This is a genomic window from Curtobacterium sp. TC1, assembly GCF_019844075.1.
In the GTDB taxonomy this organism is placed as follows: Bacteria; Actinomycetota; Actinomycetes; order Actinomycetales; family Microbacteriaceae; genus Curtobacterium.
In genome coordinates this window covers 2,277,396-2,291,164 of the sequence record NZ_CP081964.1, presented here as the reverse complement: position 1 = coordinate 2,291,164, position 13,769 = coordinate 2,277,396, and the positions used below count along the sequence as shown (strand labels likewise).

General features: G+C 72.9%; 16 protein-coding genes. 14 read left to right on the top strand and 2 right to left on the bottom strand.

Features of this window, described 5'->3' with window-relative positions; translation table 11 throughout:
- The first annotated feature begins 9 nt into the window (after positions 1-9).
- The 3 genes from rpoZ to KZI27_RS11935 are packed head-to-tail and all read left to right on the top strand — an operon-like array spanning position 10 to position 3,511.
- Positions 10-273, top strand: a complete 264-nt coding sequence (gene rpoZ, locus KZI27_RS11945) for a DNA-directed RNA polymerase subunit omega (protein WP_114849971.1) — start codon at positions 10-12, stop codon at positions 271-273.
- Positions 274-278: 5 nt separating this feature from the next.
- Entirely contained in the window at positions 279-1,490 is a 1,212-nt protein-coding gene (gene metK, locus KZI27_RS11940) for a methionine adenosyltransferase (protein WP_222657806.1), read from the top strand.
- 8 nt (positions 1,491-1,498) lie between these two features.
- Positions 1,499-3,511: a primosomal protein N' gene (locus KZI27_RS11935; RefSeq protein WP_222657805.1), complete on the top strand. Its 2,013-nt coding sequence runs from the start codon at positions 1,499-1,501 to the stop codon at positions 3,509-3,511.
- 210 nt (positions 3,512-3,721) lie between these two features.
- Here the strand turns inward: KZI27_RS11935 and KZI27_RS11930 are convergent, their stop codons facing one another.
- A complete protein-coding gene (locus KZI27_RS11930) occupies positions 3,722-4,177 on the bottom strand; it encodes a DUF4383 domain-containing protein (RefSeq protein ID WP_123312459.1) in 456 nt (151 codons plus the stop codon).
- A 96-nt stretch (positions 4,178-4,273) separates the two neighbouring features.
- Here KZI27_RS11930 and KZI27_RS11925 point away from each other — a divergent pair, with 96 nt between their 5' ends.
- Together KZI27_RS11925 and KZI27_RS11920 are read left to right on the top strand one after the other, a co-directional pair.
- Complete coding sequence (locus KZI27_RS11925; protein ID WP_222657804.1) at positions 4,274-5,209, top strand: methionyl-tRNA formyltransferase; 936 nt, start codon at positions 4,274-4,276, stop codon at positions 5,207-5,209.
- A complete protein-coding gene (locus KZI27_RS11920) occupies positions 5,206-6,780 on the top strand; it encodes an RsmB/NOP family class I SAM-dependent RNA methyltransferase (protein WP_261783880.1) in 1,575 nt (524 codons plus the stop codon). The genes KZI27_RS11925 and KZI27_RS11920 overlap by 4 nt, the downstream gene beginning before the upstream one ends.
- 24 nt (positions 6,781-6,804) lie before the next feature.
- On the opposite strand, the gene KZI27_RS11915 is transcribed toward KZI27_RS11920, so the two are convergent.
- Positions 6,805-7,458, bottom strand: coding sequence for an NAD(P)-dependent oxidoreductase (locus KZI27_RS11915; RefSeq protein WP_222657803.1), 654 nt, complete (start codon positions 7,456-7,458; stop codon positions 6,805-6,807).
- A gap of 62 nt (positions 7,459-7,520) precedes the next feature.
- On the opposite strand from KZI27_RS11915, the gene KZI27_RS11910 reads away from it, so the two are divergent.
- From KZI27_RS11910 to KZI27_RS11870, 9 genes are all read left to right on the top strand, one after another.
- A complete protein-coding gene (locus KZI27_RS11910) occupies positions 7,521-8,120 on the top strand; it encodes a TetR/AcrR family transcriptional regulator (protein WP_222657802.1) in 600 nt (199 codons plus the stop codon).
- 72 nt (positions 8,121-8,192) lie between these two features.
- Positions 8,193-8,852, top strand: a complete 660-nt coding sequence (gene rpe / locus KZI27_RS11905) for a ribulose-phosphate 3-epimerase (protein ID WP_123312466.1) — start codon at positions 8,193-8,195, stop codon at positions 8,850-8,852.
- Positions 8,853-8,911: 59 nt separating this feature from the next.
- Entirely contained in the window at positions 8,912-9,175 is a 264-nt protein-coding gene (locus KZI27_RS11900) for a phosphoribosyl-ATP diphosphatase (RefSeq protein WP_027465728.1), read from the top strand.
- Positions 9,176-9,221: 46 nt separating this feature from the next.
- On the top strand, positions 9,222-10,061 hold the full coding sequence (gene hisG, locus KZI27_RS11895) for an ATP phosphoribosyltransferase (protein WP_123312468.1): 840 nt from the start codon (positions 9,222-9,224) through the stop codon (positions 10,059-10,061).
- The gene (gene hisF, locus KZI27_RS11890; RefSeq protein WP_260233020.1) at positions 10,058-10,843 is read left to right on the top strand and encodes an imidazole glycerol phosphate synthase subunit HisF; all 786 of its coding nucleotides are present in this window, start codon (positions 10,058-10,060) and stop codon (positions 10,841-10,843) included. Before hisG ends, hisF begins: the two co-directional genes overlap by 4 nt.
- A gap of 51 nt (positions 10,844-10,894) precedes the next feature.
- Positions 10,895-11,323: a phosphoribosyl-AMP cyclohydrolase gene (gene hisI, locus KZI27_RS11885; RefSeq protein ID WP_222657801.1), complete on the top strand. Its 429-nt coding sequence runs from the start codon at positions 10,895-10,897 to the stop codon at positions 11,321-11,323.
- Positions 11,320-12,864 (top strand): anthranilate synthase component I, encoded by a 1,545-nt coding sequence (locus KZI27_RS11880; protein WP_222657800.1) that lies wholly within the window; start codon positions 11,320-11,322, stop codon positions 12,862-12,864. The genes hisI and KZI27_RS11880 overlap by 4 nt, the downstream gene beginning before the upstream one ends.
- Entirely contained in the window at positions 12,861-13,526 is a 666-nt protein-coding gene (locus KZI27_RS11875; RefSeq protein ID WP_222657799.1) for a Trp biosynthesis-associated membrane protein, read from the top strand. The genes KZI27_RS11880 and KZI27_RS11875 overlap by 4 nt, the downstream gene beginning before the upstream one ends.
- Positions 13,523-13,762 (top strand): HGxxPAAW family protein, encoded by a 240-nt coding sequence (locus tag KZI27_RS11870; RefSeq protein ID WP_185021341.1) that lies wholly within the window; start codon positions 13,523-13,525, stop codon positions 13,760-13,762. The genes KZI27_RS11875 and KZI27_RS11870 overlap by 4 nt, the downstream gene beginning before the upstream one ends.
- The last annotated feature ends 7 nt before the right edge of the window (positions 13,763-13,769 follow it).

Here is a 13,769-nt window from a genome sequence, read left to right as displayed (position 1 = left end):
GGAGACTCCATGGCCAACCCCCAGGGCATCATCGACCCGCCCATCGACGACCTGCTCAGCAAGGTCGAGTCGAAGTACGCGCTCGTCATCTTCGCTTCCAAGCGCGCGCGCCAGATCAACGACTACTACGCCGACCTGCACGAGGGCTCGCTCTTCGACAACGTCGGCCCGCTCGTCGACTCGACGATCGACGACAAGCCGCTGTCCGTGGCTCTGCACGAGATCAACGAGGACAAGCTCACCGTCACCAAGCAGCAGCAGCCCTCCGACTGATCCCGGTGACTGCAGCTGCTCTGCGCCTCTTCACCTCCGAGTCGGTGACCGAGGGGCACCCCGACAAGATCTGCGACCAGATCTCGGACAGCGTCCTCGACGCGCTGCTCACGGTGGACCCGAACGCTCGGGTCGCCGTCGAGACGATGGTGACGACCGGCCTCGTGCACGTCGCGGGCGAGGTCACGACCTCGGGCTACGTCGAGATCCCCAAGCTCGTCCGTGACGTCATCACGGGCATCGGCTACAACTCGTCGGACGTCTCCTTCGACGGCGCCACGTGCGGCGTCGAGGTGTCGATCGGCGCGCAGTCGCCGGACATCGCGCAGGGCGTCGACGAGTCGCTCGACTCCCGCACCGGCGCCGTCGACCCGCTCGACCGCCAGGGCGCCGGGGACCAGGGCATCATGTTCGGCTTCGCGACGAACGAGACCCCCGAGTACATGCCGGTCGCGATCTGGCTGGCACACCGCCTGGCCGAGCGGCTGGCCGCCGTCCGCAAGTCCGGCGAGCTGTCGTTCCTGCGCCCGGACGGCAAGACGCAGGTCACCATCGGCTACGACGGCGTCGTGCCGAAGACCGTCGAGACCGTCGTGCTCTCCACGCAGCACTCGCCGAGCGTCACGCTCGACGAGCTCACCGCGGCGATCACCGAGCACGTGATCCGTCCGGTGCTCGACCTCGTCGACCTGGACTCGTCGCACGTCGACGTCATCGTGAACCCGACCGGCCGCTTCGAGATCGGCGGCCCGCAGGGCGATGCCGGACTCACCGGCCGCAAGGTCATCGTCGACACGTACGGCGGGGCCTCCCGTCACGGCGGCGGCGCGTTCAGCGGCAAGGACCCGTCGAAGGTCGACCGTTCGGCTGCGTACGCCCTCCGCTGGGTCGCGAAGAACGCGGTCGCCGCGGGGCTCGCCGACCGGCTCGAGGTGCAGGTCGCCTACGCGATCGGTCGCGCCAAGCCCGTCGGGCTCTACGTCGAGACGTTCGGCACCGGGCACGTCGACGACGCCACGATCGAAGCCGCGATCCGCCAGGTCTTCGACCTGCGTCCGGCCGCGATCATCCGCGACCTCGACCTGCTCCGTCCGGTCTACGCGCAGACCGCGACCTACGGGCACTTCGGTCGCGAACTGCCCGGGTTCACCTGGGAGCAGCTCGACCGCGTCGAGGAGCTCCGCGCCGCCGCAGGGCTCCTGACCGCCGCCGTCTGAGGCACCGCGTGACCACCGTCGCGCGCGTCGTCCTCGACTCGCCGCTCCCGCAGTTGGACCGTCTGTTCGACTACCGAGTGCCGGCCGAGCTCGAGGACGACTGCGTGCCGGGGGTCCGCGTGAAGGTCCCGCTCCGAACCGGGGCCCGGATGTCCGACGGCTACGTCGTCGAGATCGTCGACGAGGGCGACTACCCGGGCGAGCTCAGCGCGATCGAGACCCTGGTGTCACCCGTCCCGGTCCTCGCGCCGGAGATCTGGAAGCTCGCCCGCGCCGTGGCCGACCGCGCCGCCGGTGTGGCGTCCGACGTCCTCCGCCTGGCCGTGCCGACACGGCAGGTCCGGGCCGAGAAGGCCTGGCTGGCGCGCGACCCCTCGTGGTCGCCGCCGCCGGTGTCCGCCCCGCCGGTGACCGGCTACGCCGAGGGCATGCTCGAAGGGCTGATCGCGGAGCACGACCGCGCTGCGGTGGCCGCCGTGCCGCACCCCGTGGCGCTGCCCGGGCCCTCCGGCGAAGAGGGCGACGGCGATGGCGACGCGGACCCCGTCTGGGTTCCCGGGTGGGCCGCGACGCTCGCCCAGGCGGCCGCCCACACCCTCGCGGCCGAGCAGTCCGCCGTCATCGCCGTCCCGGACTTCCGCGACGTCATCGACCTCGAACGCGCCCTGCTCGCGGTGCTGCCACCGGAACGCGTCGTGCGCTTCGACGCCAAGCAGACGAACGGGCAACGGGCGAAGGCCCTGCTGCAGGCGCGCACGCACCCCGTCGTCGCCATCGGCAACCGCACGGCGGTGTACGCGCCGGCCACCGACCTCGGGCTCATCGCGATGTGGGACGACGGCGACGCCTCGTTCATCGAGCAGCGTGCCCCGTACGTGCACACGCGCGACGTCGCGCTGGTGCGCGCTGCGCAGTCTGGTGCTGCCCTGCTGTTCGTCTCGCACGCCCGCAGCACCGACGTGCAGCGGCTCGTCGAACTCCACTGGCTGCAGGACGTCACGCCGTTCCGGGTGAAGACCCCGAAGGTCATCCCGACCGTCCAGCAGACCTCGGCAGAGGGGTACGCCGCACAGGCACGCATCCCGAGCTCCGCCTGGCGTGCGGCGCGCGAGGCCAGCCAGCACGGCCCGGTGCTCGTGCAGGTCGCGAGCCCCGGGTTCGGCACCGGACTCGTCTGCGCCGAGTGCGGCGAACGGGCGCACTGCCGGATCTGCGGCGGCCCGCTCGGCAGTCCGCACCGCGGTGCCACCCCGCAGTGCCGCTTCTGCGGTGCACTCGCGGTCGGCTTCCGCTGCCCGACGTGCGGCAACGGCACCGTGAAGCCCGTGGGGCAGGGCGCCCAACGCACCGCGGACGAACTCGGGCGGGCGTTCCCCGGTACCCGGATCGTGGTGGCCGACGGCTCACGCCCGCTCGACGAGGTCCCGGCGAGACCGTCCGTCGTCGTCGCGACCCGTGGTGCCGAGCCGAGCGTGCCCGGTGGGTACGCGTGCGTACTGCTGCTCGACGGCGAGAAGATGCTCGCGCGCGAAGGGCTCCGCGTGCAGGAGGACGTGCTCCGGTTCTGGACCAACGCCGCCGCGAAGGGCGCTCCCGGGGCCGAGGCCTACCTGGTCGGCATCGGCGGCAAGCTCGCGACCGCGATGGCCCTGTGGCGGCTCGACGGCCCGGCGCACGACGAACTCACCGACCGCCGCGAACTGCACTTCCCGCCGGCGGTCCGCGTCGCGACGATGACCGGCACCGACGAGGCCGTGACCGCCGCGGTCGAGGCCCTCGAGGGGGCGACCGCCGGTCCGGTCCTCGGTCCGGTCCCGGTGGAGGACGATGCCCTGCCCGGCACGGTCCGGGCGATCGTGCGGTTCCCGTACGCCCACGGCGCCGAGGTCGCGGCGACCCTGAAGGCCGAGGTGATCCGACGCTCGTCGACCCGCCGGGTGCTCAAGGGCGGCAACCGGCGTCGGGCGGCACCGACGCTGCGGGTCCGGCTCGACGACGCCGAGCCGTTCAGCGAGGTCTGACCCGCCGGGTGCCGGACGGGACCTCCGCGGGGGAGCGGCGCCGCGCCTCCCGGACCGCATGCGTTCGCATCTTGCGACGTTCCACGCGTCGATCTCCTCGTGTTCTGTCGGCCGATGCGCACGCAACCGATGCGTGTGCACCTTCCGACGAATCACGTGTCGATCAACGAGTGGTTCGTCGGGAAACTCGCCCGCACCAGGGCCCGCCCGTCAGGCGCCGACCGGGCGAGGACGCTCGCGCGGGAACACCACGCCGAGCGCGACCATGCCGACCGCGAGCACGAGGTGCAGCCAGTTGTCCGCCCAGTTCAGCGGCACGAAGTTCGCGCCGCTGGAGTGCCCGGCCGTGAAGAGCCCGTAGACCCAGAGCACGAAGTAGACGACCCCGCCGAGCACCAGGTACATCCTCGAACCGGTGGCGTACCCGGCGGCGAGCACGCCGACGACCCCGAACAGCAAGTGCACGATGTTGTGCAGCACCGACACCTGGAAGAGCCCGAGCAGCATCGCCATCGAGCCGTGGCCGGCACCCCCGAGGTCGCCCGTGGTCAGCCCCGGCACGAAGCCGGCGATCCCGACGAGCAGGAACACGACGCCGACGAGCAGCGCGACCTTCTGGATGCTGGACCCGGCGAAGCGGTTGGTGGACGTGGTGACGTCGGACATGGGAACCCCTCTCGTGCTGTGCCGCAGACCGTACCCACCCGGCCGAGGCCCGGTTCGGGTCAGTCCGGCGAGCGCGCTCGTGGGAGGATCGAACCCATGCGTCTCGTCGTCGCCGGCAGCCCCGCTGCGGCCGTCCCCACCCTCCGTCGCCTGGCGGCGTCCGACCACGAGATCGCCGCGGTCCTCACGCGTCCGCCGACACCGCAGGGCCGGAAGCGCGTGCTGACGCCGACACCGGTCGCGCAGGTCGCCGCGGAGCTCGGACTGCCCGTCATCGAGGCCAGCCGCGTCGACGGCGCGGTGACCGCGCGCATCGCCGACCTCGACGTCGACCTCGGCGTCATCGTCGCGTACGGCGCGTTGCTCCGACGCCCCGCGCTCGACGCCCCGCGCCTCGGCTGGGTCAACCTGCACTTCTCCGACCTGCCGGCGTACCGCGGCGCCGCGCCGGTCCAGCGGGCCGTGATGGCGGGGGACACCCGCACCGCCGCGTCCGTCTTCCAGCTCGTCGAGGCGCTCGACGCCGGTCCGGTGTACGCCGCCGACCCGTTCGACATCGACCCGGAGGCGACCTCCGGCGAGGTCCTCGCCGCCATGGCCGAGTCCGGCGCCGAGACCGTCGCCCGGGTGGTCGACGACATCGCCGCCGGCGCGGCCGTCGCGACCGAGCAGGTCGGTGCGCCGACGCTCGCGCCGAAGCTCACGATCGACGACGGGCGCATCGACTTCGGTGCTCCGGCGACCGTCGTGCACGCCCGCCTGCGCGGGGTCACCCCCGAGCCCGGCGCGTACGCCCACCTCGGCGAGACCCGGGTGAAGCTGCTCCGCAGCAACCGGCTGACGGGAGGCGCGGGGGACCCCGCCCCGCAGCTCGCGCCCGGTGCGCTGGCTCTCCACGGCGGCCGGCTGCTGGTCGGGACCGCCGACACCCCGCTGGCGCTGCTCGAGGTGCAGCCGGCCGGCAAGAAGGCGATGGACGCCGCAGCCTGGGCCCGCGGCCTGGGTGAACTGGACGGGAAGGTCCTCGCATGAGCCAGCCGACGAACACCCGGGGCGCCCGCCGCGGCCCGCGCCCCGCGAACGCCCGACGTGTCGCGTTCGACGTGCTCCGTGCCGTCCAGGTCGACGACGCCTACGCGAACCTGCTGCTGCCGACCCGCATCCGCCGTGCCGGCCTCACCGCCCGCGACGCCGCGTTCGCGACCGAGCTCACCTACGGCTCGATCCGGATGCTCGGCCGCTACGACGTCATCATCGCGCTGGCCTCCGGTCGTCGGCCCGAGAACATCGAGGCTGACGTCCTCGACGTCATGCGGCTCGGCGCCCACCAGCTGCTCGCGATGCGCACCCCGACGCACGCCGCGGTCGACGCCACGGTCGAGCTCGCGCGCGAGGTCGGAGCCCGCCGCGCAACGGGCTTCGTGAACGCCGTGATGCGCAAGATCGCGGCGCGCACCGACGCGGAGTGGGACGCGCAGATCACCGCGGGCCGTGGTGGCGACGCGCTGCTCGCCACCCGGTGGTCGCACCCGGTCTGGGTCGTCTCGGCACTGCGCGACGCCCTGGCCGCCGAACGCTCGCGCGACGAGCTCGCCGCCCTGCTCGCCGCCGACAACGCCGCGCCCCGGGTGCAGCTCGCCGCGCTGCCCGGGCTCGCCACCGACGAGGACGTCGCCACCGCGACCGCGCGCACGGTGCCCGACGCCGACGAGGACGCCGATGCCGCGTTCGTCGACGCGACCGGTACGGACGACGTCCCCGCGGCCCTGGTGCCGGCCGACGACGAACCGGAGGCCGACGGCGCGACCGGCACCGTGCCTCCCGTCCGGACCGCCGACCCCGTGCCGGACGCCGACGCCCTGCCGGTCTCGCCCGTCGGGATCCGGGGCATCTCCGGTGACCCCGCTCGCGTGCCGGGCGTCGCCGCCGGTCGCCTGCGCGTGCAGGACGAGGGCTCGCAGCTCGCCGCCCTCGCGCTGAGCCGCTCGTCCGAGGTCCGCGCGGGGGAGCGCTGGCTCGACATGTGCGCCGGCCCCGGCGGCAAGGCCGCGCTGCTCGCCGCCGAGGCGCAGCAGGGCGGGGCGACCCTCGTCGCGAACGAGCTCGTGCCGGCGCGCGCCGGACTCGTGCGGAACGCGCTCGGCGTGTTCGGCGACCACGTCCGCGTCGTCGAGGGCGACGCGAGGCGCTACGGCCGTGACGGCACCGGGATGACGTTCGACCGCATCCTGCTCGACGCGCCGTGCACCGGCCTCGGCGCCCTGCGTCGTCGGCCGGAGGCGCGCTGGCGGAAGACCCCCGAGGACGTCCAGGAGCTCGCGGCGCTGCAGACCGAGCTGCTCGACGCCGCGGTCCGGGTGCTCGCACCGGGTGGGACGCTCGCGTACGTGACGTGCTCGCCACACCTGGCCGAGACGCGCGGGCAGGTCGACGCGCTGATGGGCCGGCACGGGGGAGTGCTCGAGCAGCTCGAGACCGCGTCGATCGTCCGCGGGGTCGCCGCTCGCGACCCGGAGATCGCGGACGGGAACACGGCGCAGCTCTGGCCCCACCGGGTCGGGACGGACGCGATGTTCATCGCGTTGTTCCGTCGTGTCGGCTGACCGCCCCGCCGACCGGGACGGGGCTCAGCGCGACCGTCGGTAGGCACTGCCGTCGCACGTGTGCACGGCCGTGTCGTCGAACAGGGTGCGCAGGTTGTACGCGGCGCAGTCCCGGAAGGTGCCGATGCTGATCCACCGCGCCGAGCGGCGCAGCTCGCCCTTGGAGGGGCCGTCCGAGCCGATGCCGGCGCGGTGGACCGTCCAGGCGATGTCCCGCGCCTCGGCGTCGAGGTAGCGCATCACCGACTCGTTGTCCGCGTGCTGCCCGATGTACTCCCGCGCGAGCGTCGACCGGACGAGGCGGAGCACGGGCGCGAGCCGCTTGCCGGGAGGCGCACTCAGCCCACCGGCCTGGTACAGCAGCCGCCGGGTGCCGCTCCGGCGCATGGCCGGCACGAGCGTGCGGACGAACGCGGTGTTGACCGGTCGCTCGCGCTGCGCGGCGACGTCCCCGAGCATCACGACCACGCCCGTCACGCCGTCGAGCAGCGCGTCGAGGTCGAGGCCGTCGGTGACCGAGCCCTGCACGACCTGCAGGTCGTCGTGCTGGACCGCCAGCTTCGACGGTGTCCGGACGACGGCGCGGACGCGGTGTCCGGCATCGAGCGCGAGCCGGGTGAGGTGCTGGCCGGTCTGTCCGGTGGCGCCGAACACGAGCAGGTGCTGTCGAGGTGTCATCCGCCCAATCTAGGCAGTGACTAGAAAATAGGCAATGCCTAGGGTCGCACTAGGCTGGTGCCATGCCGGAGCGTCCCTTCCACCACGGGAACCTGCGGACCGTGCTGCTCGACGAGGCCGTCCAGGTCCTGCGCGAGGACGGCGTCGACGGGTTGTCCCTCCGTGACCTGGCGCGGCGGGCCGGGGTCAGCCACGGTGCGCCGCGGAGCCACTTCGTCGACCGCCAGGCACTCCTCGATGCCCTCGCCGTGCTCGGCTTCGAACGACTGACCACCGCGGTGCGCCGGGCACTCTCCGGGTCTGGCGACCTCGACGACCGGTTCCGCCGGGTCGCCCTGGCGTACGTCGACTTCGCCGTCGACGACGCGGCGCTCATGGACCTCATGTTCCAGGCGTCGACGGCCGGCCGGTCGGGGCCCGTGCAGACCGCCGCCGAATCGCTGTTCGCCGTGCTCGACGGCGCGCTCGGTGCGTCCGCGCCGGAGCCCGGCGAGGACGCCCGGACCGTCTTCAAGCTTTTGTTCGCCGCGACCATGCAGGGGATCGCGGCCCTCGTCGTGGCGCGCCGGATCGACCGCCCCCAGGGCGAGCGGCTGGTCGACGCCGCCCTCGGGACGATGCTCCGGTCCGACCTCGGCACGCGCGCCCTCGGCGACGGCTGACCCCGCCCCCGGACGGCGCCACGCGCACCCGGGCAGCGCAGCCGGGCAGGCGCACGCCGGTAGGATCGTCGGGTGACGATCCGCATCTCGCCGAGCATCCTGTCCGCCGACTTCGCGAACCTCGAGCGTGAACTCCACCGCATCGAGACCGCCGACCTGGTGCACGTCGACGTGATGGACAACCACTTCGTACCGAACCTCACGCTCGGCCTGCCGATCGTCGAGCGCCTGCAGCAGGTGTCCCCGGTGCCGCTCGACGTGCACCTCATGGTGACCGACGCCGACGTCAACGCGCCGAAGTACGCCGAGACCGGTGCGTCGAGCGTCACGTTCCACTTCGAGGCAGCCGACGACCCGGTGGCGACCGCCGCCGCGATCCGGTCGAACGGTGCCCGCGCGGCCGTCGCCGTGAAGCCCGGCACCCCGATCACGCAGGTGCTGCACCACCTCGACGCCTACGACATGATCCTGCTCATGACCGTCGAGCCCGGGTTCGGCGGCCAGTCGTTCATGCCGTCCGTCATGCCGAAGCTCGCCGATGCCCGCGCGGCCGTCGACGCCTCCGGGCTCGACGTGTGGCTCGAGGTCGACGGCGGCATCTCGGTGGACACCGTGCCCGAGGCCGTGCGCAGCGGCGCCGACACGCTCGTCGCCGGGTCGGCCGTCTACGGCGGTGAGCCCGCCCAGCGCATCACCGACCTGCGCGAAGCGGCCGCCCGGGCGCGGGCATGAGCGCGACCCGTCCGGACGGTACGTCGGAAGCGTCAGCGGAGACCGGTAGCCTGGACCGCGTGAAGACGTTCGACGACCTGTTCCAGGAGCTCACCGAGAAGGCGCGCACGCGCCCCGAGGGCTCCGGCACCGTCGCCGAACTGGACGCCGGCGTGCACCAGATCGGCAAGAAGATCGTGGAAGAAGCGGCCGAGGTCTGGATGGCGGCCGAGTACGAGGGCGACGAGCGCACCTCGGAGGAGATCTCCCAGCTGATCTACCACCTCCAGGTGCTCATGGTCGCCAAGGGGCTCACCCCGGCGGACGTCTGGCGACATCTCTGATCCGCTGATCAGCCGCCGACACCCCTCCCAGAAAGCAGACCTCCTGATGCTCCGCATCGCCGTGCCCAACAAGGGTTCCCTGTCCGAGACCGCGTCCGACATGCTGCGCGAGGCCGGGTACGCCGGTCGGCGTGACCCGAAGGCACTGCACCTGCTCGACGAGCGCAACGGTGTCGAGTTCTTCTTCCTCCGCCCGCGGGACATCGCGACCTACGTCGGTTCCGGTGCGCTCGACGTCGGCATCACCGGGCGCGACCTGCTGCTCGACTCCGGATCCGAGGCGCACGAGGTCGACGCGCTCGGCTTCGCGGACTCCACCTTCCGGTTCGCCGGTACGCCGGGCCGCTTCAGCACCCTGCAGGACCTCGACGGGGTCCGCGTCGCGACGAGCTACCCGGGCCTGGTGGGGGACTTCCTCACCCGCCACGGCGTGACCGCCACGCTCGTCAAGCTCGACGGCGCGGTCGAGAGCGCCGTGCGCCTCGGGGTCGCCGACGCCGTGGCCGACGTCGTGTCGACGGGCAGCACGCTGCGACAGGCCGGCCTCGAGATCTTCGGCCCGGTCATCCTCGAGTCGACGGCGCTGCTGGTGTCGACCGACGAGACGATCCCCGGCATCGACGTGCTCCGTCGTCGGCTGCAGGGCGTGCTCGTCGCCCGCGGCTACGTGATGCTCGACTACGACATCCCGACCGCCCTGCTCGAGCAGGCGACGGCGGTCGCCTCCGGCATCGAGTCGCCGACGGTGTCGCCGCTGCACGGCCGCGACTGGTCCGCGGTGCGCGTGATGATCCCGCGCGACGACGCGAACCTGATCATGGACGCCCTGTACGACCTCGGCGCCCGTGCGATCCTCGTCAGCCCGATCCACGCGGCCCGACTGTGACCGCGGCAGCCACGGCGCTCGGCGGCGTGGCCGTCCGGGTCATCCCGTGCCTCGACGTCAAGGGCGGCCGGGTCGTCAAGGGCGTCAACTTCCTCGACCTGCAGGACGCCGGTGACCCGGTCGAGCTCGCCGCCCGCTACTACGAGCAGGGTGCCGACGAGCTGACCTTCCTCGACGTGGGCGCCACGGTCGAGAACCGCGCGACGATGTACGACACGGTCACCCGCACCGCCGAGCAGGTCTTCATCCCGCTCACGGTGGGCGGCGGCGTCCGCTCCGTCGACGACGTCTCCCGCCTACAGCAGTGCGGCGCGGACAAGATCGGCGTGAACAGCGCCGCGATCGCCCGGCCCGACCTGGTCGGCGAGATCGCCGACCGCTTCGGCGCGCAGGCCGTCGTGCTGTCGCTCGACGTCAAGCGCTCCGACCGGACCGCGTCCGGTTTCGTGGTCACCACGCACGGCGGCCGCACCGAGACGGACATCGACGCGATCGCCTGGGCGCGAGACGCCGTCGAGCGCGGCGCGGGCGAGCTGCTCGTCAACTCCATCGACGCGGACGGCACGAAGAACGGGTTCGACCTCGAACTCGTGACCGCGGTGCGCTCGGTCGCGCGCGTCCCGGTGATCGCCTCGGGAGGCGCGGGTCGGGTCGAGCACTTCGCCCCCGCCGTCGACGCGGGTGCGGATGCCCTCCTCGCCGCGTCCGTCTTCCACCGTGGCGAGATGACGGTGGGCGACGTCAAGGCCGCGCTGCGCGCGACCGGTCACGCCGTCCGCTGAAGCGCCGAACCGCCGCCTTCCGCCGATCCGCCGCCGTAGGCTAGGAGTCTCATGACCGACAGCACCAGCACCAGCACCGACACCGAGGCGGTCCTCGACCGCGCACGTTTCGGTGCGGACGGGCTGCTCCCCGCCATCGTGCAAGAGGAGTCGTCGAAGGACGTCCTCATGCTCGGGTACATGGACCGGGAAGCGCTCCGCCGCACCCTCACCGAGGGGCGCGTGACCTTCTGGTCGCGGTCGCGGAACGAGTACTGGCGGAAGGGCGACACCTCGGGGCACGCCCAGTACGTGCGCGGTGCCGCTCTGGACTGCGACGACGACACGCTCCTCGTCACGGTGCAGCAGGTCGGGGCCGCGTGCCACACCGGTGCGCACCGGTGCTTCGACGTCGACCCGCTGACGCCCGTGACCGCGTCTGCGCCGACGGACGCGACCGCGTCTGCCCCGGCCGAGACGGCAGTGGAGGCGACCCGATGACGACCGCGACGATCTCCGACGCGCCGCACACGACCTCCCGGCCGGAGTTCGACGCCCTGCTGGGCGACCACCGTGTCGTCCCGGTGGTGCGCGCGCTCTACGCCGACAGCGAGACGCCGGTCGGCGTCTACCGCAAGCTCGCCGACGGCCGTCCCGGGTCGTTCCTGCTCGAGTCCGCCGGCCAGGGCGGCCTCTGGTCGCGCTGGTCGTTCGTCGGCGTGCGGAGCTTCGGCGTCCTGACGCAGGACGGCGACCGCGCCGCCTGGATCGACACCGGCATCGACGCCGAGCGCGCCGTCGGCTCGCTCGACGGCGAACCGCTCGAGGTCCTCGCGCGCCTGCACGAGCGCTGGGCCACTCCGCGGGTGCCCGGCTCGCCGCCGCTCGTCGGCGGGACCGTCGGGTTCATCGGCTGGGAGGCCGTCCGCCAGCTGGAGCACCTGCCGAACGTGCCGCCGGCCGACTTCGACGTGCCCGGACAGGCGCTGTCGTTCGTCTCCGAGCTCGTCGCGCTCGACCACCGCACGGGGCTCGTCCTGCTCGTCGCGAGCGTGCTCAACGACGGCACCGACGACGCCGACACCCTGTGGGCCGACGCGCAGCGCCGCCTCGACCGCCTGCAGGCCGACCTGGTGCAGCCGAGCGTCGCGACCGTCGCCGAGGCCTTCGAGATCGCGGAGCCGACGCCGACGCACCGCTCCACGCCGGACGAGTACATGGCCGCGGTCGAGCGCTCCAAGGAGTTCATCCGCGACGGCGACGTGTTCCAGGTCGTCGTCTCGCAGCGGTTCGACCACGAGGTGACGGCCGACCCGCTCGACGTGTACCGCGTGCTCCGGACCCTGAACCCGAGTCCCTACATGTACTTCCTCGCCCTGGCGGACACCGCCGACGAGCGCTACTGGATCGTCGGCGCCTCGCCCGAGGCGCTGGTGAAGGTGCAGTCCGGCCGCGCCATCACGCACCCGATCGCCGGGTCGCGCCCGCGCGGTGCGACCCCGGAAGAGGACGTCCGGTTCGGCGACGACCTGCTCGACGACCCGAAGGAGCGCGCCGAGCACCTGATGCTCGTCGACCTGGCCCGCAACGACCTGCAGAAGGTCTGCGAGCCCGGCAGCGTCGCGGTCACCGAGTTCATGACGGTCGAGCGGTTCAGCCACATCATGCACCTGGTGTCGAGCGTCGAGGGTGCGGTGCGCCCGGGGATGACCGCCATCGACGTGTTCCGGGCGACGTTCCCGGCGGGCACGCTGTCGGGCGCGCCGAAGCCCCGCGCGCTGGAGATCATCGACGAGCTCGAGCCGGCGAAGCGCGGTGCCTACGCCGGGGTCGTCGGCTACTTCGACTTCGCCGGCGACGCGGACATCGCGATCGCGATCCGGACCGCCCTCATCGAGGACGGCGTGGCCCGCGTGCAGGCGGGCGCCGGCCTGGTGGCCGACTCCGACCCCGCGACCGAGCACGAGGAGACCATCAACAAGGCGGCCGCACCGCTGCGGGCCGTGGCCACGGCGAACCGGATGCGCGAGGTGCGCTCGTGAAGCGCTCGCGTCCGATCGTCGTCGTCGCCGGACTGCTCGTCGCCGGCGTCGTCATGCTCTCGTGGACGCAGACCTGGTTCACGGTGGACCTGCACGACGGTGCTGCGGTCACCTCGACGGTCGACGCCGACGGAGCCGCGGTGGTGCCGCAGTACACCGCCCTGGCGATCGCGAGTCTGGCGCTGTTCCTCGCGATGACGATCGCGGGCCGGGTCCTGCGCGTCGTGCTCGCGTGCGTCGAGATCCTGCTGGGCGTCGGCGTCGTGGTCAGCGGCATCACCGCCCTCGGTGACCCGATCGCCGCCGCGAAGGGTGCGGTCGGCGAGGTGGCCGGGGTCAGCGACCTGGCCGCCGTGCGCCGTGTCGTGTCCGGAGTGGACGTGTCGCTCTGGCCGGCCGTCGGGATCGTCGGTGGCGTGCTCGCCGTGCTGCTCGGCGTCGTCGTCATCGTGGTGCAGCGCGCCTGGCCAGGCCCGAGCCGGAAGTACGGCGCGGCCACGGCCGGCGCTGCGGCCGACGCCCGCGCGAAGGCACCGGTCGAGCGTGACGCCGTCGTGGACTGGGACGACCTCAGTGCTGGGGTCGACCCGACCGCCGGCACGGTAGGATCGGATGGGCGTCGGTCGACCGACGACGCCGGAGCAGAACGAGGAGCACCGTGAGCAACACTGAGCCCGCAGAACTCGGCGAAGGCCACTCGCCGGCCGCCTGGACCGCCGTCGTGATCATGCTGATCGGATTCGCGGCAGGCACGCTGTTCTTCTGGTTCGACCAGGCGTGGGGCGTCTGGGCCTCTGCTGCGGTCGTCGTCATCGGGCTGGTCATCGGCGCGGTCATGGCGAAGGCGGGCTACGGCGTCAACGGTCCGAAGTACGTCGCCAAGCACCACGCCGAGTAGGACTCGC